Consider the following 16,979-nt stretch of genomic DNA (forward strand, 5'->3'; position numbering starts at 1 on the left):
GTATGTTTCGATTAGGGATTTATGGCACCAACAAGTGTAGTAATACTTCTTGGTTGAAGATAAATTTTTTGATTCTCCACAGCTTCAAATCCTAAATTCTTATCTTCTGAAGTAGTATAAGATTTCTCAATTGTAATATTTTCATTTTCAAGATCAATACTTTTCTCTTCATCAGAATAATTGATGGCAACTAATACGATTTGATTGTTTTTAGGATTTTTATAAGCCGATACCAATACATCTAAATATTGCTCCTTGAGTGATTTTTCAGTTAATAATACTGAGGGAACCCTCACCATACCGGGCCGTACAAACCTAGAGTAATTACCCAAAGCCCACAGTAGTTTAGAATCGTGGAATTCACCATCGTATTTAAGGGACTCTTTATTGTACATATTATTTTTGTCGCCCGTGTCCAAATAGATAAGTCCATCCTTAAAATCGGCAATTGTAATTGCTGTCCACCATTGCCATGACTTTGCGTTGGCCAAGGTTAAGTCTGCATGGATAACACGTGCTACATACAAAGCTGTTTTTATACCCAAATCCCTTTTTTGCCCTTTTCCAATATCCTCCGTATTTTCAAGGATGCAGAATTCACTCTGCCAAAAATCAATTTGATGCTTCCCTAAACTTTTATTCAATTCTTTTCTGATGGAAATTAAGCTATCCACCGGCCAGGTCGTAAAATAGCTGTGACCTGAAACTTTTCTAGGCACTTTCGCATAATTCCCTACATAAGATTTATCATCTTTGAATGATTCCCCAAAAAACGATTCTATTTGATTTGCTCTTGGAGCTCTGCCATGATTGGAATAAAGAAAACGTAAATCGGCGGCTTCAGGAATTACAATTTCTGTTGCTAAAGATTTGTTCTCGATTCCATCATTCAGCATTCCCACTAATTTTGCAATATTCTCGTTGGTAGCAGGAGTTCCTTCTTGACTTGGTTTTTGCCAATCCCATTGCGGCTCGTTAATAGGACTCAAATAATCGAATGCAATACCTTCGTTTTCAAAATGGTCCAAAATTTCAACCATAAAATCGGCATAGTCTTGATAATGTTCCTCCTTTAAATTCAAAAACTTTTTATTAGCCTTGTTATACCCCGTACCGGTATTTGACCAAAATGTTGGGACCGCAATCGAAAACGCTAAAAACTTCTCAACGCCAGCCGCTTTAGCTTTCTTTAAAAACCACTGTTGCCCAGCTTGCTTAGACCAATCATAAGTCTCATTGTTATCTATAAAAGATTCTGCCCTCCTCCACTCGTTCCTTATCTGGGAAGTATCGCCCTGCTCCGCAGTTCCCGCACCGATATAAAAACGCCATAAAGAAATTCCTATCCCTAAAGGATTTCCATCAGTATCAAAATCTTTACTGAAAAGCCATTTAGCCATCCTTTCTTTTTTGTGCTGAGGCCAATTTGCACCCACAAACTGGCAACGCCAAGCATCTGAAGCACCGAAACCATCAATGGTTTGCATATTTTTATCGGTATCTATTTTCAAAGAGATGGATTGGGAAAATACATTGCCCGTTAGAAACCAAAACGCTAATACCAAAAAGTAATTTATGCCACAAAGAATACTCCCTGAGCTATATCCTCTAGTAACCATAATTGATAGATTCTTTCTTAGTGTCTGAAAATCCATTATTTTTCGGTTTAATCTGTAATATTATTGCTGATAAACTTTGATAGCAACTTTGTTTTCAGCCACTTTAAAAAAGTGACTGAAAACAAAGTTGCTAACTAATCTAATTAAACTAAATTGGCAATTCCACTGTCTATAATAGGTTCAAATATCCTCTAATCTTTTTCTTTTCGATGAAAAATAACTAAACATTTAAAACATAGATTATTAAATTCATCTTTAGCTAAAACAGTCTATCACTTAAAGAATATTCAAAACAAAAGTTTATTGTCAAATTCACAATTTTAAATACTGTTTCTTACACAAGAAGAATATCTAAATATGATTTTTTCAAAAATATATATTTATAAATGTTAAAAAAATAGACATAAACTTCTTAAATATGGATGATATTACTTCAGTCAAAAAATAATTATTTAAATCTAATTTTTCGCGAAAATTTTAAAAGTCACAGTATTCATTAAATAGCAAAACAGGATGATTCTATGCCATTCAACAACCTCAAAATAACACTTGCTTTATTAACGACTGGTTGAAGACTCTACTTAATAGAAAGTAGTTTTATATAAAAAAATGATTTTTAATCAAAAAACACATTTAAAATTACTGATATTTGCAAACAAACATATATTTTTTTAAATATAATACAAGTGTAATATACTTTTAATATATTTACACTCTAAATCAAACTTATATCACCTAAGACATTATATGGATAATCTAGCTTTAAAAGAAGGTTTTTTAGGACAACGAATGATTGCTTTTCCCAAATCAATCGTTACCATGATGAAAACCAACCCTATTACGCGATACTTTTATGTGAGCGACTTAGGTTTCTATCCTCGAGCAAACCATCACCATCGAATCAGGAAAAAAGGTTCCAATGAATACATTTTTATTTATTGTACTAATGGCAAAGGTGAAGTTAAAGTAAATAATAAAAAAGTAACCATTCATCCCAATCATTTTTTTATTATTCCAAAAAACACCATGCACGAGTACAAAGCTGATGAGGAAGACCCTTGGAGTATATATTGGTTCCATTTTAAAGGCTTCCTAGCAGATGAGCTTTACGATAGATATATGCAACATGTAGAACGCTCTATAAACATACCATTCTCCGGTGATCGAATTGAAGAATTCAACAAAATATTCAATCTGTTCAATACCAACTATAGAGAAAAACAAATAGAACATGCCAATATATTAAGCCTTCATTTTATCAGTTCATTCCTTTATCAACATGCAGAAGATTATCTGGGGAATGAACAGGGGGAAACTGTTATAGAATCGGTAAAAGAGTTCTTACTTGAAAATCTAGACAAAAACTATATGCTGGATGATATTGCAGAAAAATTCAATTATTCTGCTTCTTACCTTCACAGCAAGTTTAAAAAAGAAACCGGCTATCCAATTTTAGTGTTTTTCAATCTAAAAAAAATTCAGAAATCTTGTGAATATCTTAACTATACAGATTTGAGTATTAAAGAGATAAGTTTTAAAATGGGATTTAAAGACCCATTGTATTTTTCAAGAATTTTTAAAAAATACATGGATTATTCCCCAAGACAATATAAAAAGACCCAACGTAAATAAACCCTGTTATTAAGAATACATAAAATATTATTCGTTTAATTTTCTACTATTCAACCCTTAAAAACTACCTTTTATAACTAATTAAAGCTATCTTAAAGACCTGGCAAGAAAGTATTTTGACACTTCCAAGATCTTAGAATATTGAAACCCATTACAGGTAACTATTAAAAAAACAAAAAAGAAGCCGTTTCAATTAGTTTGAAACAGCCTCTCTATTTACAAAATTCAATCTAAAACAAATAATTATATTACACTAAAAAAAGTAACTTAATCGAAGGTAAAAACCTCTGAGGGACTTTGTGCCCCTTTAAAATAAGCTCTATTTCTTTCACAGCTTCAAGGTTCCCTCCTACTACGTTCTCTATTTTCCCAAAATCTGTAGAAAAGTTTTTACTTGATTATCGGCCAATAGTTCTTCGATTCTAGCGATACCCATTGTTAGTAGGATCAGTATTCAACAGATTAGGGTTCAATTGAATTTCCTCTAAAGGAACTGGTAATAGCACATGGTACGGCTGAATATTGTCTGCCGGATTGTTCCAAGGCCTATGCTCTGTGTTTTTAACGACATCCAGTAAAATCCCCCATCGTATCAGATCCATTTTACGGTGCCCTTCGGCAGCTAATTCAAACTTACGCTCGTCGTACATCGCTTCCCTAAAAGAGGTTTGAGTCATTCCGCTCCACGGCTTGTCCGGTTCAAAAGCCCTCGCTCTTACCGAGTTCACATAGGTATATGCGGCTCCAGGACCATTGAGCTCATTCTCAGCTTCCGCAGCCATAAGATAAACATCCGCCAAACGGAATACTATATAATTCTCTGGGTGATTATTACGTGGTGAATTTTCTTGGTCGAGATTCCAGTTTTTCCTGTAGTATGGAAAATTTAATTCAAAACCTAAATGTTCTTTTACGATAGTGGCATCGTAACGTAAATCCCCTTCTTCCCAATTGGCTTGGTCTGCAATTTCCGGCAACGGTATTGCCCACCCAAAGCCTGTCATATCTTCATTTTGCTCGGCCATGGCTGCTTGTAAAAGTTGAAAATTTTGAGGTGTACCAGGTCCACCGGGACGCGCATTCCTGTTTTTTGGTTCATCGCGAATACGAGGATTATAATCATCTGTCCTAGAAGTGTTTCCATCCCCAAACACAGGATCTTTGGTGAAATCTACGGCAAAAATAATTTCATCGTTGTATTGATTTGCAGGATCAGCTTGGTTGAAAACCTCAGCATAATCATCCAACAAACGGTGCGGTGAGTCATCTATTACGGTTTTACATTCATCCAGCGCCAATTGCCATTCTTGATCGAACAAGTGGAGTTTTGCTTTTAAAGTAGCTGCCGCCCATTTACTGGCACGCCCTAAATCACTATTGGGATAAGAAGCAGGTAATAATGTAAAAGCTCTTTCCAAATCTTCTTTCATATCGGTGCGGATCAAGTTTTTATCCACCCTTTCCAAGTTACCCAGCTCCTCTAAAGAAAGTAACTCCCTAAAATAAGGCACATCCCCCCAAAGGTTTGTAAGATGATAATAGGCCAATGCCCTAATAAACAACGCCTCCCCTAAAGTTTGGTTTCTTGTACTCTCGCTCAACGTTTCGTTGCCCTCTATATTTTCTATATGGAGGTTAGCGTTTCTCACAATTTCGTACAGAGCTGCCCAAGTACCATTTCCATCGGCAACACCTTCCGCAATTAGATAATTGTGTATTTGACCATTAACATTCCTGCTTGGGCCTACTTCATCGGCCCCGCTCAGGTAATAGTCATCCAATCCACGAGTCCTGTACAAAGAACCTCTGTGCAAAATCCTGTAAAGTCCGTTTACAGCCAACAGTGCTTCTTCATCGTTTTGATAAAAATTATCGGTGGTTATTTGATTTCTTAAATCTTCTTCCAAAAAATCATCGCAACTTACTATAACTAGTAAAATCAGTAACAGCGGTAGTAATTTATTATATGTTTTCATTTTCATCGCTTTTAATTAAAAGTCCATTTTAATTCCTGCCGTGATGGTGGTTGCATACGGATATTGCCCTGAAGCAAATCCTTGTGAGACCGACCCAAAGCCACTTCCCGCAGTAAAATTATTAACTTCTGGGTCCCCCAATCTGAAATCGGAAAACAATAGGAGGTTGTTCCCTGACATGTACACGTTCAACCGTTTGAAAATATGGTCAATCCCAGCCTTCTCTACTGGGATATCATATCCCAAACTCACTTGTTTAAGCCTCAAAAAAGATCCATCTTCAATATTGACGGTACTGTTTGGGTTAAACAAACTCGTCGAGGTACCAGCCCTAGGAATATCTGAAGTCTCGTTAACCCCTTCCTGCCATCTATCCAGAACGATTGGGTCTAAATTTTGATCCCCTCTTCCGTAAAATGAAGTTTGCGATAGCACATTGAATATTTCACTACCATATTGACCTTGAAAGAAAATATCAAGGTTAATACCTTTGTACCTAAATGTATTCCTGAACCCTCCATAAAAATCCGGTTGTGGACTACCAAGTACTTGATAATCTTCTTGATTAATGGTGCCATTGCCATCTAGATCCTCAAACCTGGGACTTCCTATAAAAGATTGCCCAACACGGTCATCCTCTAAAATCTCTTCAGCGGTTTTATAAGTACCTAAATACTTTGCCCCAATAAACACCGGAACTGCCTCCCCAACAATCAACCTAGCAGAAGGACCGCCTTGGCTTCCTGTTGACTGTATGTTTATAAAAGGTTCTCCTCCAAGATCCAAAACTTTACTTTTGTTGGTCGTTAGATTCAGCGATGTTTCCCACGAAAAGTCCTTAGACCTAATATTGACCGTTGTTAAAGAAAATTCAAATCCTTTGTTTTCAATAGATCCTACATTCTTTAATTGTCTGCTCCCAGCGGTATTAGGCAAATCTGAGAACAACAGCAAATCTTCCGTTGTTTTGTTGTAGTAATCGGCTTCAAATATCACGCGGTTCTGGAACATGCCCAGTTCAAAACCAATATCCAATTGTTTGGTAGTTTCCCACTTTAAACCATCTGATCCAGGTCTGTCTAAAATAACTGCACCAACTAAATTTTCATTAAAATAGTTGTTCTGCGGATTAAATACATCGAAAGAATTATAAGGAGCAACCCCTTCTTCCCCAATAACACCATAGCTTGCCCTGAACTTTAAGGCATTAACAGCTTCCACATTGCCCATAAAACTTTCCTGATCAACATTCCAAGCACCACCGATGGATGGGAAAAAGGCGTATTTATTACCTTCTTCAAATACTGAAGAGCCATCCTTTCTTCCCACTAAGGTCAAAATATATCGATCGTCGAAACCGTAAGTAACTCTTCCCAAAAAGGAAACCAAAGTTCTTTGGCTATATCCTGAAGATATTTGATAGGTTGTAGCATCTGACCCCGTTTGTAGCGAATTGAATTTCACGGCATCATTGGGGAAACCCTGCGCCTCTGCACTTGATCCCTGGGAGGTAGATTTTTGCCATGTAAACCCTCCTAAGAATTTCAATGAATGTTTCCCAAGTTCTTTATCATAAGTAAACGTATTTTCATTCAGCAAGCTTTGCGACTGGTTTTGGTCAACACTGGCCAGACCTCCATTCGCACTATTTGCCAGCCTTTCGGGAGCGAATGCCGAAATATAAAAATTATTCTTAAAGTAATTCAGTTCTGCACCAAAGGTAGTTTTTAAAGTAAAGTCCTTGAATAATTCATACTCAAGGTACGCATTGGAAACAAAGTTGGTCACCAAGTCATGATCCTCCCTGAGCTCAATATCTGCAACGGGGTTTCTTTGTGCATTACCGCTTATCGGGTCTGTACCCGTATAATCACCTTCTTCATCGTAAACTGCCCTTACCGGCAAAACTTGGGAAATAATGTTGCCAAAAGCCACTTTATTATTTTCCCTTCTGAACCGGGCTAGGTTTAACCGTACTCCTGTCTTCAGTCTATCGGATATTTTTACATCTAGGTTATTACGAAATGATACCCTTTCCAGTCCGGAACCTTTTAGTATTCCTTTTTGGTTAAAATAGTTCATCGATATGTAATAGTTGGTGTTCTCCCCTCTACCGGTAACCGATAGATCAGTATTGTTGATGGTCCCAAGCTGTTCCACCAACCCTAACCAATCTGTATCCGGGGATTCCCCTTCATCGTATTGCAATGGTAAGGAAGGGTCTGTCATACCAATCGGTACGTTGACTCCGTTTACATCCACACCGGGTCCTGGGACGAATTGTCCCGCTTCATTTACATAATCGATATAGCCCTGTCCCCTTAAAATATTAATCTCGTTGGCAATATTCTGGGTACTGGCATATTGGTTTATTGAAATGGTAGGTTTACCGGGCGGTAGCTTTGTACCGCTTTTTGTAGTAATCAATATTACCCCTGCGGCACCTCGAGTACCATAAATAGCAAGGGCGGTGGCATCCTTTAAAACTTCCACCGATTCTATATCGTTCACGTTCAGATTATTCAAATTAAAATTGGTCCCAGCGATAAATCCATCCACCACGTAAAGCGGATTGTTGTTTCCCTGAATGGAACTTGCCCCCCTAATACGGATAGTGGAAGCAGCCCCTGGCGCACCATTGTTAGAGGTTACTTCTACCCCTGCGGCTCGACCCTGTAGGGCCTGGTCCAATCTCGCCACCGGTTGATTTTCCAAAACATCGGATTTTACCGAAGCAACCGATGAGACTAAATCCTTTTTGGTGGAAGTACCATAACCAATTACAACAACTTCATCCAGTTGTTGTGAATCTTCTTTAAGTTGAACATTGATTTGGGACTGATTGCCCACCAATACTTCCTGCGCCTGGAAGCCTAGATAGGTAAACTCCAGTACATCCTTTGGCGAAGCCTGTATGGAAAAATTGCCATCAAAATCTGTGGAAACACCTTGAGAGGTGCCTTTAACCACTACATTGACCCCGGGCAACGGCTGCCCAAGGTTGTCTGAAACCGTTCCTGTTATGGTACTTTGCGCAAAAGCTCCATAAAGAAAAAACATTAAAAAGGTTGTTAGCGTTAATTTCATTATTTTTTAATTAAAATTTAAAAAAACTATGTTTTAAAATTACTTTTTTAAAAAAACAATTAAAAAATTATTATATGGATGAAAAAAGTGATTATATGGACGAAAATTAATATCCTATTTAACTTTCTTACTTATCAGACAATTAATACAAATAGGCCTAGAGTATAAAGAAAAATAGGGCTTCAAGCTTTATTACAAAAATTGTTATATCTAGTTATTTGATTTTAGGCCAAACTGGTATATTAAATAAGCAGCACATAATTAATGGTCTCTTTTTTCTGCTTTAATTTTGTTGGTGACGTAAAGCTATACGTCCAGTGAACTAACATGCTTATTTTGAAACTTCAAAAATCGTAACACAAATTTTTAATTTATAATAACGATACTTTCTCCAGTTTAAAACTGCCGCTTTAATAGTTAATGCGTTCTAAGAATAGACTTTCTGATGGTTTACTGAAATCGCAGATAACGAAACCGCCACTTGAATCTAGAGCCATATGTAACAACATTCATTTATTTGGTCTGGCAAATCTTTTAGATCACTACAGAGGTTCATTCGCCCTTTCGGAAAACTGCTTTTTTAGGCTTGAACCATAGAGACATCTCTAAACCGATCTGTATATATTCTTCTTACACATAAACACCTATAAACTTACTAGAATAATTTCCTTTGGTCAAAATTCAGCGATCTTTCAAATTAAGTTTTGTAGATTGTCTTTGACCAAAAAGGTTTAAGGTCTTAACTCTGTTCAATCAATCGCATTTAACCCCATCCAAACCTTAAAAGTTAAAAAATGTTAAATGTTTTCTAATTCGGTGTCAGTGTTTTTTTGATTATCTGTGAGCTACTATAAACACTCAAAATATAAACTTAAAAATAGTTCCTCTTTCTCCGCTGAGAAAACCCATAACGAAAGTTGTGGGTTTTTTGTTTTTTGCAAATAACTATTTACTACATCAGAACTCGAATCATGGATTATAGCTAATTGCTACGTTTATAACAAGAATTGATTAGTTTATAAAAGAAAAATAGCTGTTTAACAATTCGTGAACTGACTAACCACTAAAAATCCAACCATTATCAAATAAAAAATCAAACACAACATATTTTTACTCCCGTACTTTAAAATTATTGGGTATCTTGCCCTTAAAATATATTCATCTTATGAAAGACTTAATCAATAAAATCGAAGCTGAATTTGAAGCTTTTCAAAAAGATTCCAATGCACAATTGGAAAGTGGAAACAAAGCGGCCGGAACTCGTGCCCGCAAATCCTCTTTAGAACTTACTAAACTTTTCAAAGAATTTAGAAAAGAATCTTTAGAAGCTTCTAAAAAGTAATTTGCAACAGGCTACTTCATAAGTAGCCTGCTGTTTTAAACCTATCCTTGTTTGCCTTTTCTTGGGAAATCGCAATACCTCTTCACAATCACACTTTCTCAAGATATTTAAGGTCTAAACCTATCTTGTTTTTATCTTCACTATTTTTTAGTATAAGTACTGAAAAGAGTTTCTTCTGTTTGATATTCAATTTGAAAGAATCAATCATGCTTAAGTAGTAATAAAACTTTATTTTTACAGCATGAACATCAAACTTATTGCGGTTGGCAAAACCGACGACAAAGATCTCGTTACTTTAATCGACAATTATGTAAAACGGTTAGGGTTCTATGTGAATTTTGATTTTGAAATCCTCCCAGACATTAAAAACGTTAAGAATCTTTCTGAAACACAACAGAAAGAGAAAGAGGGCGAATTAATCTTAAAAAAATTAAACCCCACCGATGTTTTAATTCTTTTGGATGAAAACGGAAAACAATTTTCTTCGGAAGGGTTTTCAGATTATCTTCAAAAGCACATGAATAGCGGAGTTAAGCAGTTGATTTTTGTAATTGGTGGTCCTTATGGTTTTTCTGATGGAGTCTATCAAAAATCAAGAGGAAAACTATCCTTATCTAAAATGACTTTTTCCCACCAAATGATACGGCTTTTCTTTGTGGAACAACTCTACCGCGGATTTACTATTCTTCGAAACGAGCCTTACCATCATAGGTGATTTACGAATTACGAGTTAGGAATTACGAGTTGTGAGTTAGGAGTATGTTTAAAAAATGTATTTATCCTTTGTTTTGAGGTCTAAAGCGAAATTACTTAATTGACTTGGCCATCAGTAAAATTTCTTCATTTATTTTTTCAGCATTTTCTCTTTTCGTAAGGATTGAGCCGTGATTTGCATCTATATAAAAATGCTTTCCTTCAGAAGAAAGTGCTTTCAATTCTTTTTGCATTTCAAACCATATTTTAGAGTCCCCAAACTGCTCGGTTGCCGTAAAGACCAAAACAGGTAATGAATCGAGTTTATTTACTTTAGCTGCCCGCAAAAGAATATTATCATTTATCTGGGATTCTTTTAACATTCTCCTATAAACCTCCCCAGAATATGTAAGCAGTTCCATTTTTCGTTTTTTACTATCCCCTGGTAAATTCTTGTCCATAGAATTTGGATTCATCATGGCATTATATATTCCCAACATTCCCATATCGGCCAGTATCGCCATAAACTTTATTGAACCAATTTGGCTTTCATTTAATAAGCCGTTCTCTTCTAATCTTTCCCATTGCTCTGGATGGCTAGAATCTAGAAAGACCATTCCACTAACTTCATTAGGGTAAAGATCTCTGTATATCAAATTATAAGGACCTCCCATGGAGTGTCCTCCTAGAATATAAGGCGGTTTTTCGCCACTTTTTTCAAGTAATTTATGTAACTGACGAGCATAAAGTTCAGGTGTAAAATTGTCTTTACTTGATTCACTAAACCATTTCCCTTCCCTATCATATCGAACAATCCTAAAATGTTCTTTCAACCCCGCTACCATCCAATGGAAAACATCTGTATCTCCACCTGCGCCAGATTCAAGAACAAGGGTCGGTAAATTATTTTTTTCACCATCTACCCTTATATGGAGTTTAGTTCCATCCACATCTACCAATTTACCGGGAGGAAATGGCTTTGAACTGAATAAACGGAAAAAAGCTCCTGAAATCAGTAATAAAACAAAAAGACCGGCGAAAATTATACCGATCCATTTAAATATTTTCAAAATTATTTTTAACATTCCTCTACTAATATTTCAAAAATCAGCCCCAATTAAAGGTTATGTTCTTTTCAATATCAGGGTGTAAGCTATAGTGAACTGGACAAGTATTTGCTGTGCGCTCCAAAATTTTCTTTGTTTTATCATCTACACTCACGGGTATATCAAAAATAATATCGATTTTGGAGATTCGCCTTGGTTCAGCAGCCATTGTTTTGGTTACAGTAGCAGTGGTTTCCGTAAGGTCTACTTCCAAATCCCTCGCTTTTATCCCCATAACTGTTAGCATACAACTTGCCAAAGCAGTGGCCACAGTATCTGTTGGAGAAAACGCCTCCCCTTTTCCATTGTTATCGGTTGGTGCGTCGGTAATAAAAGAATTGCTACTTTTTAAATGAACACATTTAGTTCTCAGTGCTCCCAAGTATGTTACTATCGAGGTTGGCATCGTTTTTTGCTTCTTTAATTTCTAGGTTATCGTATTTTACAATATAAAGTGCTTGGTTATAATAACCTCCTGTAAGCTCTTTCTTGTAATCGAATTTGTTTTCTATGTACTCGGTTTCACTCACATGAGCGGATACATAATCCATGTTTTTATTATATCCGAGCCTCAAAATCACATCCATAGTTAAGTCAAATCCTCGAATAGCGTACCTATTAGGTGTAGTACCGTATTTTGACTCGTATTTTTTACTGAAACTCGTTTTTACATCAGATAATTTATCGACCGTAGGAAAGTGAAAATTAAGGTTAGACAAATGCATGTTTGAGATGTTGTCGCTATCGTATGCACTGCCCTTCAGCGTTGTTAACATTGTTATTTGATGTTCTTTTGTTTTTGCTGAATTAACAACCCCCGTAATATTGGTTAACAAAGGGATGCTATTAGTTTCTACGATTACCCAATTGTCTTTTTCAGAAGAAAGAAACGGATTGATTTCATCCAAACGGATAAACTTATCATCAATAGGATTAATGACTTTTGCTCCTGGAAACAAAGATTGCAATCTCGATTTTATAGGCGCACTCTTTGCATCAGCTACAATAATGATATTCTTGTTTACGCCGTGTTTCTTTAAATAAACCAGCATTTTCTCCCTAAGCAGCTCGTCTGGAGGTAAGGTTTGAAAAACATTTCCATACAATTGCAGTCCTTTATTGGAAAAAGGCGCAAAAATAGGTGTATTTGATGATCGTACATCGCTAGCCATTCTGTTGAAAGTATTGGGCATTACCGGCCCAATGATGGCATTCACTCCATTTAATTTCCCGCTAGTGGTTAGCTGACTTACTTTACTTGGGTTCGCACCGCTATCAAAAACTTTAACATCTAAAGACAGACCTATTTGTTTGGCAGAATCGATAGCCATTAAGGCACCGGTATAAAAATCCAATGAAACACTTAAAAGCTTATCTTTTTCAATTTTTGTTTTATTGGTACTTAAATCGTTAAAATCCAGTTCGTCCAGTTTAAATGGCAGCACCAATGCCAACGTAGCCTTTTCGTTATAATTTAGACTATCCAACAACGAAATTTTTTCGATAAGCTGTCCGTTGCTCACCGCCATTTCCCCCATTTTATCCTTAGGAAGTTTCAGCACCATTCCCGCTTTAAGTCCACCGTCTTTTACCTCTGGGTTTAATGCTTCGATTTCCTCTTGCGTAACGCCTAACTTAACTTTAAGTCTATAAAACCCTTCTTTAGGAAGTACCGTGTAATAATTGTAATTATCTACTTCAACTGGTTTTTTGTTATTCCCGGCCACGAAAGGAACCCATAAGGTATCTCCTTCTTTAAGCACTTCTTGCATATCCGGATTTAGAACTTTCAAGGAATCTACCGTAATGCCGTGCTCGTAGGCTATACGCCAAGGTCCTTCTTTTGGAGCTACTTTGTGCGCAACCAAGCCATCTTTTACTGGCAATGAACCTACAGAAACTTTTTTATAAACTGGGATTTGAATAACTTCATTCTTATTCAGTTGTCTGCTATACAAATCTTTATTATACCGCTTTAAATCTTCAATTGAAACATCATATTCTTTTGAAATGCTGTATAACGTTTCTTTTCTTTTCACTTTATGTTCTTCAAAGCGCTCCACCTGATTCCGATCCACAACCATATTTTCTTGGCCGCTTTGCGGATCTGATCTCTGTTCCGAAAGCGGAATAACCACAATAGTATTTGCCTTAACCCCATTTTTCACCTCAGGATTCAACTTAAGTATTGCGTACGGTGTAACCTTGTACTTTCGTGCAATACTTTCTAAAGTTTCTCCCTGCTTTACGGCATGTGTTTCAAATTTTTGCGCTTGCAACGTAACACAAAACAAAAAGGCAAGGATTAAGACTATTTTATTGTGGTTCATATTTCTATTTGGTTTCAGGTTTTTGTTCAAAGCTAAAGGTAACCGATTATACCAATTCAAAAATAATTAAGATGATAAAGTTTACCGGAATGAGTAAGCTTATTTCACTTTACTATTTATTCCCACTCGATAGTTGCTGGTGGTTTTGAACTAATATCGTACACTACTCTATTAACGCCTTTAACTTTGTTTATTATATCATTAGACGTTTTTTGCAAAAATTCATATGGTAAATTCACCCAGTCGGCTGTCATCCCATCTGTACTTTCCACGGCACGTAAAGCTACACATTTTTCGTAAGTACGCTCATCTCCCATCACTCCTACAGAATTTACGGGCAATAAAATTGCTCCTGCCTGCCAAACTTTATTATAAAGTCCCCATTCTTTGAGTCCGTTAATAAAAATAGCATCTACTTCCTGTAAAATACGTACTTTCTCGGCGGTAATATCTCCTAAAATACGAATTGCCAATCCTGGTCCTGGGAAAGGATGTCTTCCCAACAATTCGGGATGAATTCCCATAGAAGCCCCTACTCTTCTTACTTCGTCTTTAAACAACATTTTAAGTGGCTCCACCACTTTCAATTTCATGAAATCTGGTAATCCGCCTACGTTATGGTGACTTTTAATTGTTGCTGAAGGTCCGTTTACCGAAATAGATTCAATAACATCTGGATAAATAGTTCCTTGTCCTAACCACTTTACATCATTAATTTCATGAGCTTCATCATCAAATACTTCAATAAAGACACGACCGATGGCTTTTCGTTTCAATTCAGGGTCGCTTACCCCAGCCAAAGCATCCAAGAAGCGTGCCGAAGAATCGACTCCTTTAACATTAAGTCCCATACCCTCGTATTGCTTCAATACACTTTCAAACTCATTCTTACGTAAGAGTCCGTTGTTCACGAAGATACAGTAAAGATTATCCCCAATTGCTTTGTTTAGAAGAACAGCAGCAACCGTAGAATCTACTCCTCCAGAAAGTCCTAACACTACACGGTCGTTTCCAAGCTTTTCTTTTAGCTCGGCAACCGTCATATCTACAAAATTATCTGGAGTCCATGATTGTTCTACACCCGCTATTTTTACCAAGAAGTTTTCCAAAAGCTGCTTTCCATCCGTAGAATGATATACCTCTGGATGAAACTGAATAGCATACGTTTCTTCACCATCAATTTTGTAAGCTGCATTTTGAACATCGTTAGTACTAGCCAAAACTTTTCCTGATGTAGGTAATTTTTTGATGGTATCACTATGACTCATCCAAACCTGACTTCCAACGGAAATATCTTCAAAAAAAGTTTCTCCTTCAGCAATAAAAGAAAGATTAGCACGGCCGTACTCCCTAGTGTTGGACGGTGCTACTTCCCCACCGCCGAAATGCGCCAAGTATTGGGCTCCGTAGCAAACGGCTAGCATTGGTACTTTACTACGAATTTGAGACAAATCAGGATGCGGTGCATCTTCTGCTCTCACTGAGAATGGACTTCCGGATAGAATAACCGCTTTGTAGCTGGAAAGGTCTTCCGGTGGATTGTTGTATGGAAATATTTCGCAGAAGATATTTAACTCTCTTACACGTCTCGCAATTAATTGCGTGTACTGCGAACCGAAATCTAAAATAAGTACGTTGTTTTGCATGCGCAAAAATACTATTTAATAAGAAAATGAAAAGGGTTGATGGAAGTTTTTTGTGAAGGAAATGTCACAGTTTATTCAAAACCAAAATTGGGAAAACCTACGAGGTTGTAAAAAACCTCGCAGGTTGGTATATTTCTCAATGAAAAATTAAGATTATTTCATTGAGTCCAAGATTGCAATAATATCTGCTTCCGTAGTATCTGGATTGATAAAACACATTCGGGAAACGGTTTCATAAGTATCTCCCGAGCGCCATTTGGTAGGTGTAACAAGCGCAAATCCGTCCCGATGGTTTTTATACGTCCAATTGCGGTAGTCATCTGGCGACCATCCTTTTCTTCGGAAAACCACACAAGAAAGACTAGGCGCACGCACCAGTTCTACATGCTCTGTTTCTGAAATAAGCCTTCCTGCCAAATTCGCTAAATTAATACCTTCTTCAACGGCCCATTTGTATTTATCGGTACCGTGCATCGCCAAAGAAAACCATAAAGGTAAACCACGAACGCGCCTTGTTAATTGTATTTGATAATCTGACGGATTGAAACCTTGCGCTCCTTCATCTTTAAAAATATCGAGATAAGAGCCTTCTTGTGCATGCGCTTCTTTTGCCAATTCCGGATTTTTATAAATAATCGCACCGCAATCGTACGGAGAAAACAACCATTTGTGCGGATCGATAGTTATACTATCTGCTCGCTCAATTCCATTAAAAAGATGTCTAACTGAGTCGGCTGCCAGCGCTCCACCGCCATAAGCTGCATCTACGTGAAACCAAAGGTTTTCTTTCTCACAAGCATCAGCAATTCCACTTAAATCGTCTATAATTCCAGCATTGGTAGTACCGCCTGTTGCTACTACGGCAAATAATCTTTTCCTTTCATGTGGGGTAAGTGAAATTATCTTTGCTTCCAAATCGGCTTTCGTCATGCAATCTTCGGTTTCGATAAGCAATACGTCGGCATCGATCACTTTAGCCATAGACTTCACAGAAGAATGCGCCCCAATAGACGTAATAATTAAACCTTTTTCACCTACGTTATTTTCATCTTTACGCCAATTCTCACGTGCAGTTACCATAGCAGAAAGGTTAGCAGCTGTTCCTCCACTGGTAAAAACTCCGAAAGCACCTTTTGGGAGTCCGGTTAGTGAAACCAACCATTTCATGGCTTCATTTTCGCAAAAAATACCGCCAGCACCTTCCATCCAATACGCCCCGTGAATACTGGAGGCCGAAGTAACCAAATCGAACATAATGGAAGCTCTTGTTGGTGAAGCAGGTACAAAAGCCAAATGTCTTGGGTGATCGATAGGAACAGTGGCTTTTATCAATACATCTTTGAAAAGTTGAAACGCTTTTTCGCCTCCAATACCTTTTGGTGTAACCGTTTCGCCAACCAAAGCTTTTAGTTCCTCTTCCTTTTTAGGTTTCCCCAGTTCCGGGGATATCATGGTGATTCTGTTTAAAGCGTATTTCATGACATCCAATGTCATTTCTACGGAATCCATGTCTATATTGTGCATAAGATTTTTAGTTTTTTGCAAAGG

Annotated in this window: 11 protein-coding genes; 3 read left to right on the forward strand and 8 right to left on the reverse strand. The window is 37.0% G+C overall.

The features are described 5' to 3' along the window. Positions 1-11 precede the first annotated feature (11 nt). Positions 12-1,655 (reverse strand): glycoside hydrolase, encoded by a 1,644-nt coding sequence (locus NDQ75_RS13850; protein WP_202029191.1) that lies wholly within the window; start codon positions 1,653-1,655, stop codon positions 12-14. Positions 1,656-2,366: 711 nt separating this feature from the next. On the opposite strand from NDQ75_RS13850, the gene NDQ75_RS13855 reads away from it, so the two are divergent. Continuing rightward, positions 2,367-3,251, forward strand: a complete 885-nt coding sequence (locus NDQ75_RS13855; RefSeq protein ID WP_202029192.1) for an AraC family transcriptional regulator — start codon at positions 2,367-2,369, stop codon at positions 3,249-3,251. Between the two features lie 422 nt (positions 3,252-3,673). Here the strand turns inward: NDQ75_RS13855 and NDQ75_RS13860 are convergent, their stop codons facing one another. Together NDQ75_RS13860 and NDQ75_RS13865 are read right to left on the reverse strand one after the other, a co-directional pair. Next, on the reverse strand, positions 3,674-5,227 hold the full coding sequence (locus NDQ75_RS13860; RefSeq protein ID WP_202029193.1) for a RagB/SusD family nutrient uptake outer membrane protein: 1,554 nt from the start codon (positions 5,225-5,227) through the stop codon (positions 3,674-3,676). A gap of 15 nt (positions 5,228-5,242) precedes the next feature. Continuing rightward, on the reverse strand, positions 5,243-8,314 hold the full coding sequence (locus NDQ75_RS13865; protein ID WP_202029194.1) for a SusC/RagA family TonB-linked outer membrane protein: 3,072 nt from the start codon (positions 8,312-8,314) through the stop codon (positions 5,243-5,245). A 1,165-nt stretch (positions 8,315-9,479) separates the two neighbouring features. Here NDQ75_RS13865 and NDQ75_RS13870 point away from each other — a divergent pair. Both NDQ75_RS13870 and rlmH read left to right on the forward strand, forming a co-directional pair. Next, a complete protein-coding gene (locus tag NDQ75_RS13870) occupies positions 9,480-9,656 on the forward strand; it encodes a histone H1 (protein ID WP_202029157.1) in 177 nt (58 codons plus the stop codon). A gap of 241 nt (positions 9,657-9,897) precedes the next feature. After that, positions 9,898-10,371, forward strand: a complete 474-nt coding sequence (gene rlmH / locus NDQ75_RS13875) for a 23S rRNA (pseudouridine(1915)-N(3))-methyltransferase RlmH (RefSeq protein ID WP_202029195.1) — start codon at positions 9,898-9,900, stop codon at positions 10,369-10,371. Positions 10,372-10,462: 91 nt separating this feature from the next. On the opposite strand, the gene NDQ75_RS13880 is transcribed toward rlmH, so the two are convergent. The 5 genes from NDQ75_RS13880 to NDQ75_RS13900 form a co-directional block, all read right to left on the reverse strand. Further along, positions 10,463-11,434: an alpha/beta hydrolase gene (locus NDQ75_RS13880; protein ID WP_202029196.1), complete on the reverse strand. Its 972-nt coding sequence runs from the start codon at positions 11,432-11,434 to the stop codon at positions 10,463-10,465. A gap of 22 nt (positions 11,435-11,456) precedes the next feature. Next, the gene (locus NDQ75_RS13885; protein WP_202029197.1) at positions 11,457-11,861 is read right to left on the reverse strand and encodes an OsmC family protein; all 405 of its coding nucleotides are present in this window, start codon (positions 11,859-11,861) and stop codon (positions 11,457-11,459) included. After that, positions 11,818-13,785: a PBP1 and LysM peptidoglycan-binding domain-containing protein gene (locus tag NDQ75_RS13890; protein ID WP_202029198.1), complete on the reverse strand. Its 1,968-nt coding sequence runs from the start codon at positions 13,783-13,785 to the stop codon at positions 11,818-11,820. Before NDQ75_RS13890 ends, NDQ75_RS13885 begins: the two co-directional genes overlap by 44 nt. Before the next feature lie 116 nt (positions 13,786-13,901). Beyond that, a complete protein-coding gene (guaA, locus tag NDQ75_RS13895) occupies positions 13,902-15,431 on the reverse strand; it encodes a glutamine-hydrolyzing GMP synthase (protein WP_202029199.1) in 1,530 nt (509 codons plus the stop codon). A gap of 153 nt (positions 15,432-15,584) precedes the next feature. Continuing rightward, the gene (locus NDQ75_RS13900) at positions 15,585-16,955 is read right to left on the reverse strand and encodes a pyridoxal phosphate-dependent decarboxylase family protein (RefSeq protein WP_202029200.1); all 1,371 of its coding nucleotides are present in this window, start codon (positions 16,953-16,955) and stop codon (positions 15,585-15,587) included. Between the last annotated feature and the right edge of the window lie 24 nt (positions 16,956-16,979).

This window comes from Galbibacter mesophilus, from assembly GCF_023721415.1.
Lineage (GTDB): Bacteria > Bacteroidota > Bacteroidia > Flavobacteriales > Flavobacteriaceae > Galbibacter > Galbibacter mesophilus.